Here is a 23,024-nt window from a genome sequence, read left to right as displayed (position 1 = left end):
GCGGCCGTCCTCTTTCATGCGGCAAGGGCGTGTCGTGTTCCGCCCCGTCACCAGGACCCTGACATGTCCCTGTTCGAACGTCTGTTCCAGCTGCGCGAGCACGGCACCACCGTGCGCACCGAACTGCTGGCAGGCATCACCACCTTCCTGACGATGTCCTACATCGTCTTCGTCAATCCCGAAATCCTCGGCACCACCGGCATGGACACCGGCGCGGTGTTCGTGGCCACCTGCCTGGCCGCCGCGCTGGGTTCGGTGGTGATGGCGCTGGCCGCCAATTTCCCGGTGGGCATGGCGCCCGGCATGGGCCTGAACGCCTTCTTCGCCTTCACCGTGGTGGGGGCGGCGGGGCTGCCCTGGCAACAGGCGCTGGCGGCGGTGTTCATCAGTGGCCTGGTGTTCCTGGTGCTGTCGCTGACCGGCGTGCGCGCCTGGCTGGTGGCAGGCATCCCGGCGTCGTTGCGCTCGGCGATCGTGGCCGGCATCGGCCTGTTCCTGGCGATCATCGCGCTGCAGACCTCGGGGGTGATCATCGGCAACGAGGACACACTGGTCACGCTGGGACCACTGGACACCGCGCCGCCGCTGCTGGCGCTGGCCGGATTCCTGCTGATCGCGGTGCTGGAGGCGCGGCGGGTGCGAGGGGCGATACTGATCGGCATCCTCGCCGTCACGGCGGCCGGCTGGGCACTGGGCGATGTGCAGTTCCGCGGGCTGGTCTCGCTGCCGCCGAGCCTGGCGCCGACCTTCCTGCAGCTCGACCTCCCCGGCCTGCTGCATCACGACGGCGGTGCGCCGATCGCGGTCCTGCTGCAGGTGGTGCTGGTGTTCGTGCTGGTGGAAGTCTTCGATGCCACCGGCACGCTGTACGGCGTGGTCGGCCGCGCGGGCCTGCTCACGCTGCCCGGCGCCTCGAAGCGTTTCGGCCGCGCACTGCTGGCTGACAGCACGGCCATCGTCGCCGGGTCGATGCTCGGCACCAGCAGCACCACGGCGTTCGCCGAGAGCGCCTCCGGTGTGCAGGTGGGTGGACGCACCGGTCTGACCGCGCTGGTGGTCGCCGCGCTGTTCCTGGCGGCCCTGCTGTTCTCGCCGCTGGCGGCGATGGTGCCGGCGTATGCGACCGCGCCGGCGCTGCTGTTCGTGGCCGGGCTGATGCTGCGCGAGCTGGTGGACGTGGACTGGAGCGACCTCACCGAATCGGTGCCTGCCGCGCTGTGTGCGCTGGCGATGCCGTTCACCTACTCCATCGCCAATGGCCTGGCGTTCGGGTTCATCGCCTACGCGGCGTTGAAGGCGGGCACCGGTCGCTGGCGCGAGGTGCACCCGGCCGTGTGGCTGGTGGCCGGGCTGTTCGTGCTGCGCTACGTGCTGGAATAGCGGATCAGCGAACGGCCCCGCCGCGCTCAGAACCCGCGGCTGTAGGGCGAACGCAGCACCTGCGGCGAAGTACCCAGCCCTGCCCCCAGGCGATCGAGCAGGAAGCGCAGGTACAGGCTGGTGCCGAACTGGCGGTAGTCGCGCGCGTTGTTGAACTCCATGCGTCCGCCCAGGAACAGCTGGCTGGAAAGCTGCCATTCCGCCGCCGCACTCAGGTTGTACGACACGCCGGTCTTGGTCTGGCCGTCATACACCGGCGCCACGTACTCCGGCACCAGGCCCAGCAGCGCCGCCATGGAGGCCGCCTCGTAGGCCGCCTGCTGCAGCGCCGGGTTGTCCGGGAAGTAGTCGGACGCGCGCTCCTCGAAGTGCTGCACGCCTACGCTCGCATCCACCTGCCAGGTCAGTCCGGCGCGGGTGTTGCGACCGTTCCAGTGCACCGGGAAGCCGACGTCCACGTAGCGCTGCGGACTGAAGTAACCGCCGTGCCCGTAGGTGAAACCGCTGAGATTGCGGTCGTACTGCAGCGCGGTGACATTCAGGCCCGCGGTCAGCGACTGATCGTCGTTGCGCACGGCGTGTACATAGACACCCATGCCGAGTTCCTGGCGCTCGTTGTCGGCCACGTTCTCGCCTTCCAGCCGGTGCCACGACGCGGTGGCATAGCCGCCGAGCACCCCGTTGTCGAGCGTGCCGCCAATCTTCGCACCCGTCGCGGCCACGCCGCCCCAGCGCTGGCCGGTACGGCTGTCTTCCACACCGGCGAAGGACAGCACGCTGTCGGTGACCGCACGCCGCGAGGCCTCGGCCGAGAAGCTCAGCGTGTCGCCCGCGCGGCCCTGGTAGCCGATGCCGCCCACCACCTGCGTTTCATCGAAACCCAGCGGCGAACTGCCCACGTCGACCGCGAACCCACCACGCTGGTACCCCACCGACACGCCCACGCCGCTGGCATCCTGCGGCGACATCCGTCGCGCGCCTGCCGCGTTGGCAACCATGGCGTAGAGCGTGTCCTGGAACGCCAGCGGACTCTGCCCGGCGCTGCCGCCGGTGGACAGTGCCTGCAGCTGTGCCTGTTCGGCCGGCGTCAGGCCACGCGCGAGGCTGGCATTGCCGAGCACCTGCCGCGCGATGTCGCTGATCGGCGTGTTGGCCAGATCCCGCGACAGCACGAAGCTGGGCAGCGGATCGGCGAACAGCTGCTGCAACGTGGCCGCGCGACGCTCGGCAGCGGTCAGCGAGCCGTCGGTCTGGTTGAACAGTTCCTGGTAACGGCCACTGTCCAGCGCGCGCTCTTCGATGAGGTTGCGCGTGGCGTTGGTGGCACCCCGGGTCAGCAGGGTCTGGTAGAGCGACGAACCGACCAGACTGTCGACCGGACTGCGGTCGGCCGCAAGCGCACCGGCCAGCGCCGCCTGGGGACCGCCGCCGAAGCGACTGGCCACACCATAGTCGAGCGATGGGCTGCCCGAGTCGAGCAGGGTCGGGGTCACGCCGACGATCAATTTGCCGTCGCCCACCGCGAAGCGGCCTTCCATCGGCACCTGCAGGTCGTCCAATCCGCCCTGCCCCGGCTCGCCATCGCGGCTGCGGTAGCCTGCGCCAACGGCCAGGCTGCTACTGCTTTCCGCACGGAGTTCGCGCAGCTCGCCGAGCACGCCCTGGCTGGCCGACGCCGGTCGCGCTGGTCCGTCGGCAGCGTGCGTGCTGCGCGCGACCGATGCACGGCGCGAGCCCACGGGCACCACCATCGCGCCGGCATCGCGCTCCGCGCCGACCGGCGCAGGCAGTCCGTCCTCGTCGATCAGCGGCGTCGGCGCATAGCCAGCGTAAGCCTCACTGCCGGCATTGAGGCCCACTGCATCGTCCTCGCCGGCCAATGCGGCCACGGCGGGCGGCAGGCCACGCGACGCATTGCCCAGCCCGCCCTGCGGCGCACCCCGGTTCATGCCCGCGAACGGATTGAAGGTGCCCGCGCCGGCCGCCAAGCGCGCGCCCGGCGCGGCCGGCAGGCCGTTGTCGAGATGACCGGACTGGCGCGCAGCGGCGGCCAGCGAAGCCTTGAAGTAACTTTCCGCGCGGCGGTTCTTGCCTGCCGCACGGTACACGCGGCCTGCCGCAGCCAGTACGTCCGGCGACTGCGGCGACTGCGCCAGTGCGGCCTGCAGGTAACGCTCGGCCAGATCCAGATCACGCAGGGCCGCGGCACTGCCGGCGGCGGCGACCAGCGCATCGGTGTCCCCCGGCGTGCGCTGCAGCTGCTGCTGGTACAGCGCAAGTGCCTGGCCGTGGTCACCGGCAGCGGCGTAGAGGCGCGCGAGCGCGGCGATGTTGAGCGGATCGTCGGGACGTTCGGCCAGCGTCGGGGCAAGCACCGCATAGGCGCCTTCCAGGTTGCCGCGCTCGCGCAGCGCATCGACCTGGCGCAGCACGTAGCCGCTGCGCAGGTCCTGCAGCGTGGCCTGCTGGGCCGCGCTCAGGCGTGCATCGTCGAGCTGGCGCAGCAGCGCGGCCACCTCGCCATCGCGGCCGGCACGCAGCATCACGCTGGCGTACTGCAGGCGCGCGTCCACACTCGGCGAATCTCCTTCCACCAGCTGCCGTGCCAGCACCATCGCGCGCTGCTGGCTGCCGATGTCCGCGTACGCGCCAGCGAGAGCGGAAATGGCCTGCGGATCACGCGCGCGCTCGCCCAGTCCCGCCTCGGTCCGCGCCAGCAGCAGCTGTGCTTCGCCCCCGCGCTGCTGCTGCATCAGCAGCCGTGCCTGCGTGGCCTGGGCCTGCACCCAGGCCAGGTTGCGCAGTGCCGTGATGGCCGGATCGCGCGAGCCTTCGGGGATGCGGTCCAGCAGCGCCTGCACCTGCGGCCACTGGCCACGCTCCTGCGCATACAACGCCTGTGCATGCAGCGAAGCCACCGAGGCGTCGTCCAGACCGCGCAGGTCGGCCATCACCTGGTCGGCTTCATCGGCACGGCCCATGCGCCGGTACAGCCGCGCCGCTTCCAGGCGCAGCCACGGATCGGAAGGCTGCGCCAGCAACGCGTCCTCCAGCTCCACCTGGGCCATCTGCAGGCTGCCCGACGCCAGTGCTTCCTGCGCCCGTGCGCGCGCCACGCTGGCACGCAGCGCGGACTCGCCGCCGGCGCGCTCGCGCTGCTGCGGGGTCATGCGTTCGAACATCACCGCCGCTTCCTCGGCACGTCCCTGGCGCCCGAGCAGGCCCACCAGGCCCTGCAACGCACCGGCGTTGCCAGCGTCGAGTTCAAGCGCGCGCCGGTAACCCCGCTCGGCAGCCGCCGGATCGCTGGTTTCCTGCAGCTGCGCCAGCGCGACGTGGCCGGCGGGCTCCTTCGGCAGCAGCGCGACCGCCTCCTTCAGGCGGGCCTCGGCCTCCGGCGTCGATTGGCCGCCGACCTGCTTCAGGGTCAGCCAGTAGCGCGCCGAGTTGGCGGCCGAACGCCACTTTCCATCGCGTGCCACCGCCTGCCGGAGCAGTTCGTTGGCTTCATCGAAACGCTGCTGACGCAGGCGCACCGAGCCCAGGCCACCGAGGGCTTCGGCGTCGCGCGGGCGTGCGCGCAGGACCTGCGCGAAGCGCGCTTCAGCCTGGGCGAGCTGGTTGTTGTCCAGAGCGCGGAAGCCTTCACCAAGCAGGCGCAGGTTCGGATCGGCCGCCGGTGCGGCAGCGGCAGCGGCCGCCTGCTCGCGCAGCTGCGCCTGCTTTGCGGCGATCTCGCGGTCGTTCGGCTGCGCCGCCAGGTAGGCCTGGAAGAGCGGGGCGTCGGCCGTGCTCGCTCCCAGCCACAGCAGCGCCTGTCGCCAGGCCGCGCGTGCCGGTCCTGCCGTGTCCTGGCGCTGGCTCAGCGCGCTGAGCTGGGCGATGCCCTCGCGACGGCTCGGCTCGCGGTAGGTCAGCACCTGTGCCAGGGCCAGGCGCGCGGACGGGCTGTCCTGGCGGGCGACCAGCTGGCGCAGGCCGTCGCGCGCACGCGTCCAGCCTTCCGGCGTGCCGGCCAGCACCTGGTAATACTCAAGCGCCAGGTCCGCCGGCGGACCGCCAGCGCCGAACGCTTCGTCATAGCCGCGTGCTGCTTCCACGTAGCGGCCGGCCGCCGCCGCGCGTCGGGCGCCCTGCAGTGCGGCGTTGCCACCGCCACTGCCACCGCCCGCACCGCCCAACGCCAGGCGCAGGCGCGTGGTCTGCGGCGAGGAAGGATGCCGTGCCTGCAGCGTCTGCAGGCGCTTCTGAGCGTCCGCGCGACGGCCCTGGTTGAGGTCGATCAACCCCAGCCCGAGCAGCGCGTCGGGCTGGTTGGCATCGGTGGCCAGCAACTTGCGCCAGGCATCGGCGGCAAGATCGTCACGGCCCTGGTCCTGCCAGTAGTTGCCCTGGCTGACCAGCTGCTGCACCGAAGCGCTCTGCGCCCAGGCCGGGGTGGTCAATACGCACAGGCCGGCCAGGCCGACCAGGTACAGCGGCTTCAGGTGTTTGCGGAACATGTGGAACTCCACGCGGGCAGCACGCGCCCGTCGGCAGAAAAACGATAACGGCGGTCCAGCCAGCCCTTGCCGAACAGGATCAGGACGCGGTCGTAGTAGTTGAGGTTGCCATCGGCGGGAATGCGCGCCTGTTCGGCACGCAGCAGCGCAGGCTGGTTCAGAGCGGACAGGTACGGCAGCAGCGCGCCGGCGTAGCCGACCGGCGTGGCACCGCTGCCCACGCCCTGGCGGACGTCCACCTTCTCCGACAGCCGGCCCTGCGTACGCAGCATCGACGCTGGCCCGGACAGCGCCTGCAGCAGCTCGCGACGCAACGGATCAGCGGCGTCGGTCATGCCCGCCCAGAGGTAGCAGCGGATCGCATCGTAGCTGCCCAGCGCGCCCTTCTCCGGATCGGTCACGAACGCCTTGCCGTTCCACGCGATCCAGTCCGGCGCGAAGCCGACCGGCGCGCTGTCGCGCACCATCGCCACGCTGCGCCCGGCCAGCCGCGCCCACGGGCCCTTCGGATCAACCGCGGCGAAACGACGCAGCACGAACAGCGGCAGGTAGCAGGGATTGAGCGTCCAGCGATCGGCTTTGACAAAGCCGCGCTTGCCCGGCAGCAGCATCGGCCCGAAGCCGGGCAGATCGACGATCTCTTCCTTCTGCATCATCGCCATGATCTGCCGCGCCGAGGCGACCAGCCCCGGACGCTTCCACAGGCGGCCCGCCTCAAGCAGCGCGTAGGCGATCCACAGTTCGCCATCGGAAGCGGTGTTGTCGTCCAGCACGCGCCAGTTGCCCTGCGCATCCTTGCCCCACAGCCACGCCGGCAGGTTCTGGTCCGGGCGACCGGCGCTGAGGTTGCGGCGGGTCCACGCCAGCACGCGGTCGAACAGCACCTGGTCGTTGTCGACCAGGGCGAAGAACAGCGCGTAGGACTGCGATTCGGAGGTGCTGCGCAGGTCCGTGTTGAGGAAGTCCACCGCACGTCCGTTGGATTCGATATGGCGCTGCACGAAGCTGCGCCACTCAGGCCACGGACCACCGCAGCGTGGCGTGGCGGCCAGACCAGGGGGCGGCAGTGCCGCCGACGCCATGGCGCCGGCGAGGGCCTGCAGGAAGCGGCGCCGCGCCGCACCGTTGAACGGAACCTCATGCATCGGGCGTTCCCCCTTCGATCAGGCGGCGACGGGTATGCCGGCGCAGCAGGCCGCGGGCCAGCAGCGCCAGCAGCAGGCTGCCGATGCCCACGAGCAGGCCGAGCAGCAGCGGGCTGTGCGAGAAATACCACCGCAGCATCGTCAGCGGCGGCAAGGTGCCCACGTAATAGGTCTGGTTGCCGGCCAGGCTGCGCACGCGGCCGTCCTGCAGCAGCACGACGCTGCCCTGGAACTCGCGCAGGGATTCGGGCTTGAACCACGCATCGAACAACCGGCCTACCTGCGCCGGGTCGTCGGCAAGGATCGCCACCACGCTGCGCTTGGGATCCAGCGGTGACTGGAAACCCATCATCACCACGTCGCCGGCATCGGGCCGCACGGCGACTTCGGCCGTAGTGGGCAGATCGGTACGCTGGCCTTCGCTGGAGAACAGCCGCGGCAGCTGCCGCGGCACCCAGTCCGACAGTGCGAAGCGCCGCTGCGCGCCTTCGCCGATCGGCAGGCTGGCGGCCCACTGGCCATACAGCGGCTGGTTGCGCTTGGACCCCAGCACCAGCAGATCCAGGCCCGCGTGTGCAGCGACCTCCGAGGCACGCAGCACGCGGTTTCCCAGGGCCGGGTACCCGGTGGAAGCGCCCATGCGGCCGAAGAGTGTCAGCGCGTTGCCGAGGTCATCGACGTTGGCGTTGTCCGGCAGTACCAGACCGGTTTCGGAGAGGTCGGCCATGCGCGTGAACGGGAAGCCTGCATTGCCGAACGCGGCGAGGTTGGGCATCGCCATGTAGTGGTGGAAGCCGGACAGATCGATGCTGGAGTCCTCATCGATGGCGGCCGAGACATCCGGGAAGGTGTTCTTGCACTCGCCGGCCTGCGGGCGGTCGAAGAAGAAGTGGAAGCGCAGCTGGCTGTTGGACGAAAACGGACCTGTCGGCAGCAGGATCTGCTGTTCGATGGGCATCGCACCGCGCACGCGGAACTGGTTGAACAGCATGTCCTTGGCCGTGCCGGCGCGTGGCAGGCCATTCAACGGCAGCGTGGTGACGAAGGCATCGTTGATGCTGACGTTCAGCGCCGACTTGTCCGCACCTTCCGGCAGCGTGTAGCGGTAACGCAGGTTGAGCGGGATGCCCTCCTGGTTCCAGGCGAACAGATCCGGCGGCAGCTGCAGGCCGATGCGGATGAGGTCCGGGTTGTAGCCGCGCACGGTCAGTTCACCCGGACGCTGGACCAGCTCGGAGAAACGCACCGGGCGATCGCTGGCCACCCAGTTCGGCGCATCGTACGGCTTGCGTGCCGTGCTCTGGGTGAGCGCACCGACCGTGGCCGTCGGCCCGGACAACGGAGTGCCCAGCGTCAGGGCCGTGGCCGCCGTGCGCAGTTCGGCGTCGTCGCGGCCGAGGACCAGCAGCAGCTTGCCATCAGGGTCGTTAGGATTGGTGACCACCGACAGCGTGGGGCCGCTGATCTCCGGCAGCGCCACCCCCTGCAGCACGCTGCGCGGCGTGGCCAGTACCACGGCATTGCCTTCCAGCGGCACGCCATCGGTCGCCGCGCTGAAACGCGCGCCGCGGTAGCCGGCCAGCGCGCCGAACCACGAGGAGACGATGCCCGCTGCCTCCAGCGTGCTGCCGGACGGCGACCCGGCGAACACGAACGGCAGTTCCAGCGTGCGGGTATCGCGGGCATCGAAGAACGGCACCGGCAGCAGCGACAGATCATTGTTCAGCTGCAGCGGCACCCAGCCCAGCTCCAGCGCACTGCCGCTGTCGATGTTCGCCCACAGGCTGGTGTGGTCGGGATCTTCGCACTCGCGGGTGTAGTGGCCGATCAGCTGCAGGTTGATCCGGTTGTAGTCGATGATCATGCGCGGATCGATATCGATCTCGCGCTCGATCACCTTGCCGGCGTCTTCGGTGGGCACCGGCAGCGTGGCCACGGTGACATCGTTCACGGTCACTTTGAGGTGCGACAGGTCGGGCAGCAGCGCCGGCGAGTAGCTGTACTTCAGGTGCAGCGCGGCACGGTCGACCACCTGGTCGTTGCGCACGGAAAAGGGAATGCCGGCCACGCCCTGCACGCCGCGCAGGGTGATTTCGTAATCGATGCCAAGCTCGCGCAGCGTCGTGCGGCTCTGCCGCGTGGAGGTCGGCGCCAGCGCACCGCTGGCGGGCGCCGCAGGCGCTGCCGGGTCGCCGGCCGCGCTGACTGCCGGCGCCGCGGCCGGGGGGGCCGGCTGCGCCTGCACGCTGCCCCACGCCAGGGTCAGTGCGAAGGCCAGCGTGGCGCTGCGCAGCTGCGGGCACGCCTGCAGCAGGCGGCTGCGGGGCCTTTGCGCCTGCGGACGGACGGAACGAGGGATCATGCGGATTCTCCGGAACGCGGGGCCGCGCCGCTGCTGCGGCGCCCGCCGGTGATGATGAAATGGCCGAGCACCCGGAAGCCGCGCAGGCTGGCCCGGGTGACGTCGGCGAAGGAGCGCAGGAAGGTGTCGTTGTCGTGGCGACCCCACAGCTTCACCCAGATATCGGCGCGTGCGAAGGTGGAGGTGACCAGCCAGCGTTCTTCTTCCAGCCCGAGCTCGCGGAACTGCAGGCTTACGCCCTGGCCGTCGCGGTCGTGGCGGATGGTCGCCGGCAGCCGCTTGCTGCGGTTGCGGTTGGTGAGTTCGATCTCGATCTCACTGCCCGGCTGCAGCGGCTCCGGCGTGACCAGTTGCACGGCCATGCCGCCGGTGGAGAAGTTCAAGGTCCGGCACGGCAATGCACGCCCATCGCCCAGGTGCAGGGTGGCGGGCATCGACAGCGGTACGCGGTGCGAACGACGGATCTGCCGTTGCTCGCTCGACGTAGCGATGACCGCGCCGAGCATGATCATGTTGTAGGCCGTCCATCCCAGGTTCAACCAGATCGTATTGGCCTCGCCGGTGGTGTCGGCCATCACCAGCCGCACGATGCCCGCCACCACACCGGCCACGTTCAACAGCAGCAGCAGCAGGTAGGGCCGCGCGATCTGCGCGTCGAAGTAGCTCTTTTCGACCAGGCCGCCCTTGGCGGTGACGTTGAACTTGCCCAGCTTGGGGTTGATCACCGCCATCATCGTGGGCAGCAGGATGTACCAGGCCAGGGTGGTCTCGTAGACCTCGTTCCACAGCAGGTGGCGGTGCTTGCCCTGCACGCGGATGTTGGTCAGGTTGGCCTGCAGGATGTGCGGCAGCGCGTAGGCCAGGATCATCAGCGCGGAGGCATGGATGACATGCGCGCCGAAGAACAGGAACGCCAGCGGCGCGGTGAGGAACACGATGCGCGGCAGCCCGTAGAAGAAGTGCAGCATCGCGTTGGTGTAGCACAGGCGCTGTGCCAGGCCGAGCCCCCTGGCCAGCATCGGATTGTCCACGCGCAGGATCTGCGCCATGCCCCGCGCCCAGCGGATGCGCTGGCCCACGTGCGCCGAGAGGCTTTCGGTGGCCAGTCCGGCCGCCTGCGGTACGGGAATGTAGGCGCTGCGGTAGCCGGCCTTGTGCAGCCGGATCGCAGTGTGCGCATCCTCGGTGACGGTCTCCACGGCGACGCCGCCGATCTCCTCCAGCGGCGCGCGGCGGATCACCGTGCACGAGCCACAGAAGAACGTGGCGTTCCACTGGTCGTTGCCATCCTGCAGCAGGCCGTAGAAGAGTTCGCCCTCGTTGGGCACCTTGCCGAACGTGCCGAGGTTGCGCTCGAACGGATCGGCCGAAAAGAAGTAATGGGGCGTCTGCACGACGGCCAGCTTCGGGTCCTTCAGGAAGCCGCCCACGGACATCTGCAGGAACGAGCGCGTGGGCACGTGGTCGCAGTCGAACACCGCCACGAACTCGGCGTCGGTCTTTTTCAACGCCGCGTTGATGTTGCCGGCCTTGGCGTGGTTGTTGTTGGTGCGGGTGACATAGTTCACGCCCACCGCTTCGCAGAACGCGCGGAACTCATCGCGGCGGCCGTCATCGAGCAGATGGATGCGCAGCTTGTCGGCCGGCCAGTCCAGCACGGTGGCGGCCAACACGGTGGTGCGCACCACCGCGAGCGGCTCGTTGTATGTGGGGATCAGCACATCGACGGTCGGCCACTGCGCGCGGTCCTCCGGCAGCGGCACGGGCGCGCGGTTCAGCGGCCAGGCCACCTGGAAGTAGCCCAGCACCAGCACCACGTAGGCATACACCTCGGCAGCGACCAGGCCCATGCCCAGCGCGAGATCGACGAAATTGCCGAAACCAAGGGTCTCGGTGAGGCGCCAGTACATGTAACGCGAGGACATCACCAGCGACAGGCCCATCAGGACCAACGGCACCAGACGACCTTCGCGCCGGCGCAGCAGCAACGCGATCACGAACACCACCGCAGAGAACAGCATCTGCTGGGTGACATCCAGCGGCACGGTCGCCACGAAGGCGATGAGGGCGATGGCCAGCGCCACCAGCAGGGGCAGGGCCAGGCGTGCAGGCAAGGCGGCACGCGCCGGGGTCGGGGGCTTTGTCATGGAGACTTCCGTTGCGGCCGCCGTGGCGACCAGGCACAAGGGGATGACAGCGACCGGCAGACGGTTGGGCGCACCGGAAACCGCAGCGGGTCAGCGGGCGCGCAGGCGGGCCAACGGGCTCTGCGCCGAAGCACGCAGCGGCGCCTCGAGCAGGCGCTGGAAAAGCGCCTGCAAGGACGATGCCGGTGCCGCCTGCACGGGCTGTGCGGCGGGTGCAGTGTCCAACGTCCTGGCCTCCGCTTCCCTCGCAGCCGCGACGGGCGCGGCTGCCGCAGGCATCGGCGGCGGATTCACCGTCTCCGGTGGATCCAGCGGCACGGCATCAGCTGCCTGCTTTCCGGGCAGCGCCGGCGTGCCGGAAAAATCATGGTACTGGCGGGTATCGTCGCGACGGCCCAGGCGCTTGAACAGACCGGCGACGTCATCATGGCTTTCTGCATCAGCGGACATCGTAGGGGCTCTCACGGTCGCGACCTGTTGGACGGAAGAAGGGACAACGGGGATCAGGCCATGCGGGCCAGGACATAGCGGGAAACATCGGCCGAGGCGCCCGGGAGGTGCTGCACATCCAACCCGGGGAGCATGCCGGCCGCCTGGAACCAGCCACGGTAGACACCTTCCAGGAAACCACCGGCCCAGCCCGCCCCGCCACCCAGCAGCGCCGTCAACGGCGCGCCCAGGTGGTCGATGGTCACCTCGCCGGGATGCTCGCTGAACTGGGCACTGCCCCATTCGAGGTTCCGCCAGATACCGTTGCAGGCCTCCTGCAGGACGGCCAGGTCCTGTGCCGGCGCGAGCGGATGGGCCAGGGCGAAGCGCTCGCCCATCCGTGCCATCAGCCGGGCCAGCTCGGCGTCGGGCAGCGCATCGGCGAACTCGTCGGCCATGGCCTGCAGGAAACCGCGCCACTGCCGCGAACAGGCCTGCAGCCGGTAGTGGTCCAACAGTAAGGAAGAATCCATCCCCGAATCCCTTTAAACCCCCGGCGGGCGGGTGCGCACAAGGCTCCCCGCCCCGCTCCTGGTCAGAAATGAGAACTGCGTCTCTTATAAGTGTGGCACATTCCGGCCTTTGGCGATGTTAACTGACGCCTCCGGACCACCAGACTGTGACGTACCACGCCGAGCCCCAGTGTCGGCCGTCACACCCTGGCGCAGGGCGAAACGCTCAGACCTCCGGAGCCAGCTCGAAGACCTGCCGCAGGTAGGACAGATAGCCCGGGTCGTCGCACATGCTCTTGCCCGGTGAGTCGCTCAGCTTGGCCACCGGCTGGCCGTTGCAGCGGACCATCTTGATGACGATGTTCAGCGGCGTTGGACCGAGGTCGTTGGTCAGGTGGGTGCCGACCCCGAACGCCACCTGGCAGCGCCCACGGAAATAATCGAACAGGCGCATCACCTTGGCGATGTCCAGGCCGTCGCTGAACACCAGCACCTTGCTGCGCGGGTCCACGCGGCGGTGCTGGAAATGGGCGAGCATGCGGTCGCCCCAGTCGAAGGGATCACCCGAGTCGTGGCGCACGCCATCGAACAGCTTGCAGAAGTACATGTCGAAATCGCGCAGGAAGGCCTCCAGACCCACCACGTCCGAGAGCGCGATGCCGAGATCGCCGCGGTACTCGCGCGCCCAGGATTCCAGTGCCGCCACCTGCGAATCCCGCAGCCGCGGGCCAAGCGCCTGGAATGCCTGGAGGTATTCGTGGGCCATCGTGCCGTGCGGGGTCATGCCGTACAGGCGCGCGAAATGCACGTTGCTGGTGCCGACCAGCTGGCCGCCCAGCGCATCGCGCAGCAGCGGCAACAGGCGCGCATGCCAATCCCGGGAGTAGCGGCGGCGGGTGCCATAGTCGGCGATGCGGCACTGCTCGAAGCCGGGCGTGTCACGCAGCAGGGCCGCCTTGGCCTGGAGCCGGCGCTCGCCCTCGGCGATATCGGCGGTGCCGGTGTTGCGGAACCAGACCTCGTTGATGATCGCCAGCAGCGGCACTTCGAACATGATGGTGTGCAGCCACGGCCCGGTGATGTCCAGGTCCAGTTCGCCCGGCACGGTGGCCGAAGGCTGCAGGCGGATGTACTTGCGGTCCAGATGGAACAGGCCGAGGAAATCGGCAAAATCCGGTTTGACGAAGCGCAGCGAACGCATGTAGTCCAGTTCGGCGTCGCTGAAGCGCAGTGTGCAGAGGTGATCGATCTCCGCGTTGATCTGATCGATGTAACGGGCCAGGTCGATGCCGGGCGTGCGGCACTTGAACCGGTACTGGACCTGGGCGCCGGGGTGCTGGTGCAGCACCGCCTGCATCATGGTGAATTTGTACAGGTCGGTGTCGAGCAGGGACTGGATGATCATGGGCCGATTATGCGCCCGTGCGCTGCGGTGTGGCGTGTAGCCCCGGCGCTACCTCGCGCGCAGCAGCCGCGGGAGCTGCAGCACGGCATGGGCCCAGATCGCGCCCCATACCGCCGCGCGCACCGGCAGGCTGCGCTGGCGCGCTTCGAATTTGCCGAAGTAGCGCCACAATCCACGGTGCTTGTGCCATTCCACGAAGAACGGGCGCGACCGGCTGGAGACGCCGCGCACATGCACCACCTGCAGATCATTGGCGACCGCCACGCGGCCGCCGGCCAGGCGCACGCGCCGGCACAGGTCCAGGTCTTCGGCGTGCAGACGGTAACCCGCGTCCCAGCCCCCTACCCGCTCGAACAGCGTGCGCGCCATCAGCATCACCGCCCCGGACAGCGCGGGCACCGGCTGCAATGCCTGCGAGGCATCGCGCGCGATGGCCAGTTTCGATCCCCGCCCCGGCGAACGCAGCATGGCCAGGAAATCCGGATCGCGGCGACGCACGGCCGCATCCGGCCGCCCCTGCTCATCGACCTGCTCCACCCCCAGCAGCGCTTCCCCGAGTGCGGCCGCACGCTCGCGCAGCGCCGCCAGCGTGTCCACTTCCACCATCACATCGGGATTGATGAACGCCACCCATGGGCTGGCCGACGCCCCGACGCCCTGGTTGTTGGCCGCCGCGAAACCCGGGTTGTCCGGATTGGCGATGAAGCGCACGCGCGGATCGTGGCTGGCATGGCGCTGCACCACCTCCATGGTGTCATCGTGCGAACCGTTGTCCACGACGCGGATCTCGGCGATGTCACGCGCCGCCCGCAGCCGCTGCAGGCAGGCATCGATGGTGCTCCCGCTCTGGAAGGTGACGACGACCGCGACGATATCGATATTCACGCAACAGACTCCTGCCCGGTGGCGGCACCGAACAGATCGCCCTGCGCCTGCGGCATTATCGCCCGCCGGTAGCGCGCGTGCAGGTCCTGCCGCGCACCGTGCAGCGGATCGTGCATCAGGAAATCGGCAAGCCGGGGCGCCCAGCCCGGCCAGCGGTTGGCCAGTGCCTCCAGATCGCCCGGCTGCAGCGCGGCCTCGCCCGCGCGGCCCACGAAGGCGGTCTCGCACAGCACGTTGCGCCATCCGAGGCCGGCCATGCGCAGGCTGAGGTCCACCAGCGCAGCGCTCCACGAACCGAAACTCTGCGTATCCAGTCCACCGGCGCGGCGCAACGCGTTGCCGCGGATCAGCACCGCGTGGGACACCGCCGACGGCAGCTCGGCGTGCTGCGGGGCAAGACCCGCGCAGGCCTCTGCCATCGCCTGCAACGCCGGTGGCAGCGGCGCGGTTTCACCCAGCCGCGGCCACGCGACAGTCTCGCCGGCATTGCTCCAGGGCGTGGCCGTGGCAATGGCCGCGTCACGCGCAAAGCAGGCCTGCAACTGCGCAAGCCAGCCCGGCGTCGGCACGCTGCCGGTAGCCAGGATGGCCACATCATGACCTGCGCAGGCGCGCAGCATTTCATCCAGGTGCGCGCACTCGCCCAGCGGCCGCGTGCGCCGCGTGTACTCGGCCTGCAAGCGCGTGCGGGCCAGCCAGTTGTCGATCACCCCCTGCGCCCGGGGTCCGGCCTGGGCATCATCGGCCAGCCATACCGGGGTCCCCGCCGGGGTACCTGCATCCAGGGCGGCCAGGCACTGGTCCAGCGCCACATCGTCCACGCCCAATGGCAACAGCACGATCGCCCCCATCCCGCCTCCGCTCGTGGTCGGCGCGCCGGCGCAAGCGGCCGGGCGCAGTGGCCCAAGCCTAGCAAGGTCAGCGGTCAGGAACGACCGCCGGCGACGATCAGCGCTTGGGCGCCTTGCCGTTGATCGGCTCCATCGCGCGGAAGCGACGGCTGTATTCGTCGGTGAGGTCGCGCGATTCCTGGCCGTTGCGCACGATCGTGGGGGTCAGCAGCACGATGACTTCAGACCGCGTGGTATTGCGGGACTTCCTGCCAAACAGCGCGCCGACCACCGGAATACGGCTCAGGCCGGGAATACCGTCATGGGTATCGGTGCCGCGGTCGGTGATCAGGCCGGCCAGCATGATGGTGTCCCCGCTCTGGATGGCGGCCTCGGTGGCGAGTTTGCGGGAGGAAATACGCGGGTTGCAGTTGCTTGTCTGCGCATTGCAGTTGGCCGGCACATCGCTGGCGCTGCTCACTTCCTGCACGATGTCCATGAACACCGTGCCATCGCGGGTCACCCGCGGACGCACCTTCAGGATCACGCCGGTGTCGATGTACTGCACCTGCCCATACGTGCCGCCGCCGACGCCCGTATTGACGGTGGTGGACACCACCGGGACGCGGTCGCCCACATTGAGTGTGGCCTCGGCATTGTTGCGGACGAAAATGGACGGGGTCTGCAACAGGCGCAGGTCGGTCACCTTGTCCAGCGCGCTGACCACGGCCGCCGCGTTGCGGCCGAGGAACGTCCAGCCCAGTCCGTTGGTACCGGTGATGGCGCCCGCGTAGGTACCCCAGATATCGCGCCCGGCAGCGTTCGGCAGCAGCGCCCCGCTGGCGGCACCGGGATAGCTGGCGCCCTGCACGGCGTTCTCGAAGTACCAGTTCACGCCATAGGAAAGCTCGCCCGTCAGCGCGACCTCGGCGACCTGCGCTTCGATGTGCACCTGCATCGGCATGACATCAAGCTTGTCGATCACCTCCCGGATGGAGCGCCATGCCTGCGGCGTGGCCCGCACCAGAAGCGCGTTGGTTTCCTCCACGGCCGAAACACCGACTGTGTCACCCTCCACTTCCAGGCTGACGCTGGTATTGCCTGCCTGACGCTGCGGCAGGTTGAGGCTGGGTCCGCCGGTGCCCGCAGCGCCCCCGCCCCCGCCCTGGCCTGCGTCCGTGCGATTGCCGAACTCGCCACTCGGACCGGCGTCCAGCTGCGTGGTTTCGGCACCCGGCGCCAGCGACGTGCCACCGCCGCCGCCGCCGCTGCGGCTGCTGCCGAAGGTCTCGGCCAGGCGCTCGGCCAGATCGCGTGCCTTGATGTAGCGCAGCTCGTAGGAGAACAGGCGCGGCGTGCCACCGGCCGTGTCGATGCGGTCCAGCCACTCCTGGATCTGGTCCAGGTAGCGCGCCTGCGGGGTGATCACCAGCACCGCATTGGCATTCTCCAGCGGCAGGAACCGCAGCATGCCGGCGCTGGGCGTCTTGCTGTCCTCGCCGAAGATCTTTTCCAGGTCCGCCGCCACCTGCTCGGCCTTGCCGGACTGGATGGGGAACACGCCCACGGACATGCCCGAGAGCCAGTCGACATCGAAGATCTCCACCGTGCGCAGGTAGTTCTCCAGCTCCGAACGCGTGCCGCCCAGCGTGATCACGTTGCGCCCGCTGTCCACGTTGACGATGGCGTTGGGGCGCGCGTACGGCTCGAGCACCTTCTTCATCTCGCTGGCGGAGATGAACTGCAGGGGCACCACACGCACTTCGAAGCCGCGCGCGCTGGCCGCCGGCGCGGTACTCGGTGCCACCGTGCCGGCCAGGGCCTGGTCGGCGGCGACGATGTTGTAGCGGCCGCCACTGTAGACCATGCGCGCGTTGTTCCAGCCCAGCACCATCTCCAGCAGGTTCAATGCCTGCGCCGATGACACCGGCTTGGGCGTGGCGAGGGTCACCGTGCCCTGCACGCCCGGTGCGATCACGTAGTTCTGACCCAGCATGTCACCGAGGATGGCCTTGACCACCGCGTGCACCGACTCGCCCTCGAAGTTGAACGTCGCGTTGCCGGTGCTGGCCTGTGACAGCGCCGGCGATGGCGCAGCCGCCGCGCTGCGGTTGATCACTGTGCCGCTGCCACGCCGGATGACGGCCCGCGGCGCACCGACCGCCTCGGCTTCGGCCGCCGCATCGGCGGCCACCTCACCGGCCGGGGCGCCGGACTGCGCGGTGCGTCGCACCTCGGGCGCAGGCACGGTGGTGCAGCCGACCAGCAGGGCGACGACGAAGGAGCAGGAAACAAGACGAAGGCTCATGCGGACACTCTAGTTGTTGGCAGCGCCACCGCCGGTGGGCGGGGCGGGTTGTCGCTGTTGCTGTTGCTGCTGGAGCTGCTGGCGACGGGCCCTGATGCGTTCACGGATCGCCTCCATCTGTTCCTGGCTGGGCCCGGTGGTGGCCGGCGTGCCGGCCGGTGCCTCCGCCGGCACCGGACGCGGCGGGGCGGCTTCGGCCGCCGGCGCGGCGCGTTCGGTCGTCTGGGGCGGCTGCGAAGGCGGGGCGGCCCTGCCCTGCACGCGCCCTTGCAGATCCACCGGACGCAGCTGGGTCGGCGGCTCGCCGCCCTGCCCGTCGAACACCGCCAGCTCGAGGACCTGGGCCCCCTCCGGGCCCAGCACGGTGGCGCGGCGGGGCTCCAGGGCGAGCAGCTGCCACCCGTCCACGACGTCACCGTTGAGACGCAGGCGCAGTGAACGGTTCTCGTCGCTGGTCAGCGTGGCCATGCCGAACTCACCGGCCAGGACCACGCCGGTGAGCTTCACGGTGCGGGTGGTGCTGGCCGCGCCTCCGCCCAGGCGGAAGGGATGCGGGCGACGGTCCTCGCTGAAGACGGGGCGTTCATTGATCACCGACGCGCTCCCCAGGTCACGCATCGGGTCGTCCGCCATCGCCGGCAGCACCGGCAATGGGGGGGGCGTGGCCGCTTCGGTGTCCGGCACACCGGGACGCCCGCCGAAACCAAGCAGCGCGGCCAGCCACAGCGCACCGGCGGCTCCGACCAGGCCAAGCAGCAGGCCGCTGCGCAGGTCGAGGCGTTCAAGGGCCATCGCGTACCTCCGGCGCATCCTGCGCGGGCTCTGCCGGGAGCGTCTCGACGGCCTCCACCGGCGCGGCGGCCGGCATCGCATCGGCGGATGCGTCCACAGGCGCGGCCACCTCCGGGGTGCCTGCAATGGCAGCCGCGTCCGGCAGCAGATAACCCACCAGCTCGAACGACACGTCCAGCCCCGTCCCGGTTTCGTCCGGCGACTGCTGGTAACGCTGCGCGAGCAGGTTGAGATTCTCCACGAACAGGCGGGGCGTGCCCGTCTCCAGCCCATGCAGGACCGTGGCCATCTCCTCGACACCACAGCGCAGGCGCACCTGCATCGCCACGCGTGGGTAGTCACCAGCCGCGCGGTTGTCCGGCAACGGCGTGCGGTTGCTGATGGTGCACGCGCGGTGTTCGGGGCTGGCCGCCGTGACGACCTCCTGCAGCCGGTTGCCCAGCGAGGCCGCGGCAGCTTCGGCGGTGGCGTCGGTGAGGAAACCCGGGCGCCCGGCAAGCCCTGCGCGTACCTCACGCAGTGCGGCCTCGACCTGGGGTTGCTGGGCCAGCTGCGCATCCACGCGCTGGCCGCGCTCGTGCAGTCCGGCGATGTCCTGGTTGATCACCTGCAGCGGCGCGGTGAACCAGGGATGCACCAGCAGCAGGTACACCAGCGCCACCACCGCCAGCAGCAGGGCCAGCGCGAGGGTGCGGTCACGGACGCTGGGCTGCATCGCGCACCTCCGTGGCCGAGGTTGCGGGGGTGGCCGCAGGCGTCGGCACCAGTTCGGCGGTGAGCGTGAACCGGTCGCGGCCCGACGCCGTGCCATCGGCCTGCAGCACGCCGGTCTGGTAGACCCGCCGCCACAGCGCGGACGCCTGCAGCAGCGGCACCAGCTGGTTCGCCTCGCGGCTGAGGCCGATCAACTGCAGCTGGTCGTTTTCAATGCCCAGCTTCTCCAGATAGGTGCCGTCAGGCAGCAACCGGGTGAGTTCGGCCCACACCTGCAGGGTGCCTGCGCGGCGCGCACGCTGCGCTTCCAGGAACGCCGCACCATCCACCAGGGCCTGCAGCCGCGCACGTTCGGTGGCCACGCTCCGTGCCTGGTCCGCGCGCTGCTGGACATCGGCACGCAGCACGTCGGCCGCCTGCTGCCGGTTATCGAGAATCCGGTTGCCTGCGAGCACGAGCAGCGCCAACGCCGCGGCGATCAACAGCAGATCGCGGCGCAGGCTCGATGCACCGCCGCGCCGGCGCTGTTCCAGCGGCAACAGATTGACCTGGAGCGGGCGGCCGTCCTCATCGAGCACATCGATCCCGGACATCGCATCCGCCCACGAACCCATCGCAGCGCGCCAGTCTTCCAGCTGCTTGCGCGACATCACCACCAGCTCGGCCTCTACCTGGTCACCGTCGCGGGCGCCCAGCAGGCGTGCATCCCAGGTGACCTGGTCAGCGGTGAACGGGGTCTGGCGATCGATCTCGAAACCGAGGACGTCGCGCAGGCGATCGGCCGCACGCGCTGGCAGGCGCAGCGTGCGCCGCAGCACCCCGGCCGAGGGCAGCAGCCAGCTGCGGGGCAGCTGACGCAGCCGCGGCTCGCGCAGGACGGCGTCCAGCGCGGTGACTTCGCAGGGCCAGGGCAGGCGTCCCACGTCCGTGCGTTCGCTGCCGATCTCGCGCTGCAGGATCAGCGCATCCCCGCGCTGTTGCAGCAGCAGGCGGGCCGGCGCCCAGCCCAGCGCCCAGCGCCAGCGCATCGGCAGCCACGCCAGGAGCGATTCGCGCCACCAGCGTACGAACGACGCCACGCGCGGCGCGAACTGCGCTGCCACCTGCCTGAAGCCCTGCTGCAATGCTGTCATTGCCCTGCCATGCCCTGTTCCCTCAGAAGGACGGTGTACGCCTGCCCCAGTGCCGGCGCAGGCGTGTTCCTCACGATCGTGCGAGCGGCCACGACCCGCCCCCCCGGCGCAGTGACTCGGCACTCGATACTATAGGTGCCGCTGCCGCTGGCAAGAGGCGTTTGCGCACCAAGGTCGTCCGGCTGCACCTGTTCCTGTCGCCGCTTGTCCAGGATCAGTGCCGCATCCAGCCCGAGGGCGGTGAGCACCGGCGCCTCGGCGAAACGCGGATCCGGCCGTGCCTGGCGGCTGTAGAGGGTGAGCATCGGCTGCATGCGGCGGAACAGATCGCCCCGCATGCCCAGTACGCGCTGCAGTTCACCCAGTGTCTCGAAATTCGCGTTGCGCGGCCCGTACGGACGCCCGTCAGCGGCGTAGTCCTGCGCCTCGGCGCCACCACCGGGGGGACTCAGGTCGTCGGCATCGCGCCAGTCGATGATCGCACCAGCCAGGCGGGTGGCGCTTTCCGGTGGTTCATCCAGGGCGCGCAGGAACGCGTCCAGCAACGCGAGGTCGGCCAGGTTGGGATTGATCTTGCCGCCCTCGTCATGGATGCGGATATCAGCCTGCATGCCGTCGAACTGCCATCGGTAGAGGCGTCCATCGGGCTGCCACACCGGGCGCAGGGGATCGGCCCGCAGGCGTGAAACGGTGTAGGCGGTGGCCGCACGGACCACTTCCTGCGCGCGGGCGGCATCGTCCTGCACCCGTTGCTGCAGGCGCTCCACGCGGGCAGAGAGGGCGAATGCGCCGACCAGCGCCGTCAGCAGGGCGACCAGCCACAGCACCAGCACGAGGGCTGCACCGTGCTGCGGGCATCGGGAGCGCTCATGCGAGGGGTTTGCCACGTGGCAGCGACGGCTCATGGCGGCGCCCGTGCGGGACCGCCACCGTTGTCCAGCGCCACCACCAGCTCCGGCCAGGGCGCGCCCTGCACCGGTTCCACGCGGACGGCGACCAGCACGGGCAGGCGCCGGGTGTCTTCCCAGTCCGTGGACCAGTCTCCGAGCTGGCCGGTGCTGGCGTCGATGCCGCGGTAGCGCAGTTCAACGCGCTTCAGGCCATCGACGAGCACCTCCGGCGCGCGTGGCGGACGCTCGGGCAGCTGTTCGCCGGCCTGCACCATGACCAGACCCAGCTGCAGGCGAACGCCTTCGCGCTGGGTCACTACCTCAAGCACGTGCACGTAGGGCCCGCCACGGCCAAGGTAACCGGGCACTTCGGACACGAAGCGCATGCGCTGGGGCTCGCCGACAAAATGCAGCGGCTCCTGCGTGGGATCGGGACGCTCGATCGGGCTGCGCAGCGCCTGGCCCAGCTGCCGCCGCAGCAGGTCCTGCACGGCGCGCATGCGCTCATTGGCCACGGCGATCGCCTCTCCGCGCTGGCTGATCGCCATCGCCGAACGCACGGTGGTGAAGGCAAGCGCCAGCCCGCCAGCCAGCAGCGCCGTCGCCAGCAGCACTTCGATCAGGGTGAAACCACGGCTGCGTCCGCGTGCGCCGGCAGTGATCATCCGCCACGCTCCAGCGCCGCCGGCACCAGCCGCAGCGTGCGCCACCGCAGCACATCGCGCGGCGCCTCGGACCAACGTACCTGCAGCTGCAGTTCGAGCAGGCGCGGGCCACCGACCGTGCCGGCGGACGCCGCGCCAACGGTGGCCCCGGCCCGGGGCTCGGCATAGGGCGCAACCTCCAGCGTCCAGCTGTAAGCCCCATCGTCCCAACGCCCTTCACGCGTGCCTTCCTGCAGCGGCGCTTCCACGCCCAGACCGGCCATCAGCGATTGCGCGAGCAGCACGGCGCGGGTGCGCTGATCGGCCTCGGCCACCTGCCGCGCGGCACCGGATAATGTTCCCAGCAGCAACGTCAGCGCGAGTGCCAGCAGCGCGAACGCGACCAGGACCTCAAGCAGGGTGAAGCCGCGGACAGCGCGCCTCACGGCGTCCGCTCCGGGCCGGAGACCACATCGCCGGTCAGCCAGCCCACCCGGATCGTCCAGCGCGCCTCGCCCTGGCGCAATGCGATCATGCCGCCGCTGGAGCCGCCATCCGGGTGGAACTCGATGACACCCTCGCCGGTTTTCTCCTGCAGCTGCGCGGCGCCTTCGAAGCGCACCTGCAGTTGCGGCGGCACGTTCCCCGTGCGGCCGCCGGCGCCCTGCCAGCGGTGATGCGCCGGCTCCACGATGAAGCGTTGCGGCTGACCGCTGGCGATCGCCTGCGTACGTGCGAGCCGCAGCTGGCTGGCGATCTCCTTGCCGGCCCCGCGCAGCTGCATGCCCGCCGTGCCTCGGCTGAACATGCCGACCGTGAGCAGCCCCACCAGAGCGATCAATGCCACGACCAGCAGCATTTCCAGCAACGACATTCCGGCCACGCGCGCGCCCGCACCAGGGTGCGGCCGGCGTGCAGCGTACGGAGGCGCCACGGTCACCATCGC

General features: G+C 69.8%; 18 protein-coding genes. 1 reads left to right on the top strand and 17 read right to left on the bottom strand.

The annotated features are described in order from the left end of the window. Nucleotides 1-63: 63 nt before the first annotated feature. Nucleotides 64-1,380 (top strand): NCS2 family permease, encoded by a 1,317-nt coding sequence (locus FHY09_RS01115; RefSeq protein ID WP_166923340.1) that lies wholly within the window; start codon nucleotides 64-66, stop codon nucleotides 1,378-1,380. A 26-nt stretch (nucleotides 1,381-1,406) separates the two neighbouring features. Here FHY09_RS01115 and FHY09_RS01110 read toward each other — a convergent pair whose 3' ends face one another. From FHY09_RS01110 to xpsH, 17 genes are all read right to left on the bottom strand, one after another. Continuing rightward, nucleotides 1,407-5,882 carry a cellulose biosynthesis protein BcsC gene (locus FHY09_RS01110; protein ID WP_166923338.1) on the bottom strand — a complete coding sequence of 1,492 codons (4,476 nt, stop codon included), beginning with the start codon at nucleotides 5,880-5,882 and terminating at the stop codon, nucleotides 1,407-1,409. Continuing rightward, nucleotides 5,864-7,027: a cellulose synthase complex periplasmic endoglucanase BcsZ gene (bcsZ, locus tag FHY09_RS01105; RefSeq protein WP_166923336.1), complete on the bottom strand. Its 1,164-nt coding sequence runs from the start codon at nucleotides 7,025-7,027 to the stop codon at nucleotides 5,864-5,866. Before bcsZ ends, FHY09_RS01110 begins: the two co-directional genes overlap by 19 nt. Further along, entirely contained in the window at nucleotides 7,020-9,389 is a 2,370-nt protein-coding gene (bcsB, locus tag FHY09_RS01100; protein WP_166923334.1) for a cellulose biosynthesis cyclic di-GMP-binding regulatory protein BcsB, read from the bottom strand. The genes bcsZ and bcsB overlap by 8 nt, the downstream gene beginning before the upstream one ends. Then, nucleotides 9,386-11,536: a UDP-forming cellulose synthase catalytic subunit gene (gene bcsA, locus FHY09_RS01095; RefSeq protein ID WP_166923333.1), complete on the bottom strand. Its 2,151-nt coding sequence runs from the start codon at nucleotides 11,534-11,536 to the stop codon at nucleotides 9,386-9,388. Before bcsA ends, bcsB begins: the two co-directional genes overlap by 4 nt. A gap of 90 nt (nucleotides 11,537-11,626) precedes the next feature. Continuing rightward, nucleotides 11,627-11,986 (bottom strand): hypothetical protein, encoded by a 360-nt coding sequence (locus tag FHY09_RS01090; protein ID WP_166923332.1) that lies wholly within the window; start codon nucleotides 11,984-11,986, stop codon nucleotides 11,627-11,629. 53 nt (nucleotides 11,987-12,039) lie between these two features. Next, nucleotides 12,040-12,498: a cellulose biosynthesis protein BcsD gene (bcsD, locus tag FHY09_RS01085; protein WP_166923331.1), complete on the bottom strand. Its 459-nt coding sequence runs from the start codon at nucleotides 12,496-12,498 to the stop codon at nucleotides 12,040-12,042. A gap of 205 nt (nucleotides 12,499-12,703) precedes the next feature. Then, nucleotides 12,704-13,882, bottom strand: a complete 1,179-nt coding sequence (pncB, locus tag FHY09_RS01080) for a nicotinate phosphoribosyltransferase (protein ID WP_166923330.1) — start codon at nucleotides 13,880-13,882, stop codon at nucleotides 12,704-12,706. Between the two features lie 48 nt (nucleotides 13,883-13,930). After that, entirely contained in the window at nucleotides 13,931-14,767 is an 837-nt protein-coding gene (locus FHY09_RS01075; RefSeq protein ID WP_166923329.1) for a glycosyltransferase family 2 protein, read from the bottom strand. Then, complete coding sequence (locus FHY09_RS01070; protein ID WP_166923328.1) at nucleotides 14,764-15,618, bottom strand: glycosyltransferase family 2 protein; 855 nt, start codon at nucleotides 15,616-15,618, stop codon at nucleotides 14,764-14,766. Before FHY09_RS01070 ends, FHY09_RS01075 begins: the two co-directional genes overlap by 4 nt. 97 nt (nucleotides 15,619-15,715) lie before the next feature. Further along, nucleotides 15,716-17,905: a type II secretion system secretin GspD gene (gene gspD / locus FHY09_RS01065; RefSeq protein ID WP_166923327.1), complete on the bottom strand. Its 2,190-nt coding sequence runs from the start codon at nucleotides 17,903-17,905 to the stop codon at nucleotides 15,716-15,718. A gap of 9 nt (nucleotides 17,906-17,914) precedes the next feature. Beyond that, nucleotides 17,915-18,697, bottom strand: a complete 783-nt coding sequence (locus FHY09_RS01060) for a general secretion pathway protein GspN (protein WP_166923325.1) — start codon at nucleotides 18,695-18,697, stop codon at nucleotides 17,915-17,917. Beyond that, complete coding sequence (gene gspM / locus FHY09_RS01055; RefSeq protein ID WP_166923323.1) at nucleotides 18,687-19,412, bottom strand: type II secretion system protein GspM; 726 nt, start codon at nucleotides 19,410-19,412, stop codon at nucleotides 18,687-18,689. The genes FHY09_RS01060 and gspM overlap by 11 nt, the downstream gene beginning before the upstream one ends. Further along, a complete protein-coding gene (locus FHY09_RS01050; RefSeq protein WP_166923321.1) occupies nucleotides 19,393-20,544 on the bottom strand; it encodes a PilN domain-containing protein in 1,152 nt (383 codons plus the stop codon). Before FHY09_RS01050 ends, gspM begins: the two co-directional genes overlap by 20 nt. Then, on the bottom strand, nucleotides 20,541-21,449 hold the full coding sequence (locus tag FHY09_RS01045) for a type II secretion system protein GspK (RefSeq protein ID WP_166923319.1): 909 nt from the start codon (nucleotides 21,447-21,449) through the stop codon (nucleotides 20,541-20,543). Before FHY09_RS01045 ends, FHY09_RS01050 begins: the two co-directional genes overlap by 4 nt. Continuing rightward, nucleotides 21,446-22,099, bottom strand: coding sequence for a prepilin-type N-terminal cleavage/methylation domain-containing protein (locus FHY09_RS01040; RefSeq protein WP_166923317.1), 654 nt, complete (start codon nucleotides 22,097-22,099; stop codon nucleotides 21,446-21,448). Before FHY09_RS01040 ends, FHY09_RS01045 begins: the two co-directional genes overlap by 4 nt. Continuing rightward, a complete protein-coding gene (xpsI, locus tag FHY09_RS01035) occupies nucleotides 22,096-22,524 on the bottom strand; it encodes a type II secretion system protein XpsI (protein WP_166923315.1) in 429 nt (142 codons plus the stop codon). Before xpsI ends, FHY09_RS01040 begins: the two co-directional genes overlap by 4 nt. Continuing rightward, entirely contained in the window at nucleotides 22,521-23,021 is a 501-nt protein-coding gene (xpsH, locus tag FHY09_RS01030; protein WP_166923313.1) for a type II secretion system protein XpsH, read from the bottom strand. Before xpsH ends, xpsI begins: the two co-directional genes overlap by 4 nt. Between the last annotated feature and the right edge of the window lie 3 nt (nucleotides 23,022-23,024).

This window comes from Xanthomonas sp. 60, from assembly GCF_011761925.1.
The sequence above is the reverse complement of the archived record's forward strand: the minus strand, read 5'-3'. Positions and strand labels throughout refer to the sequence as shown.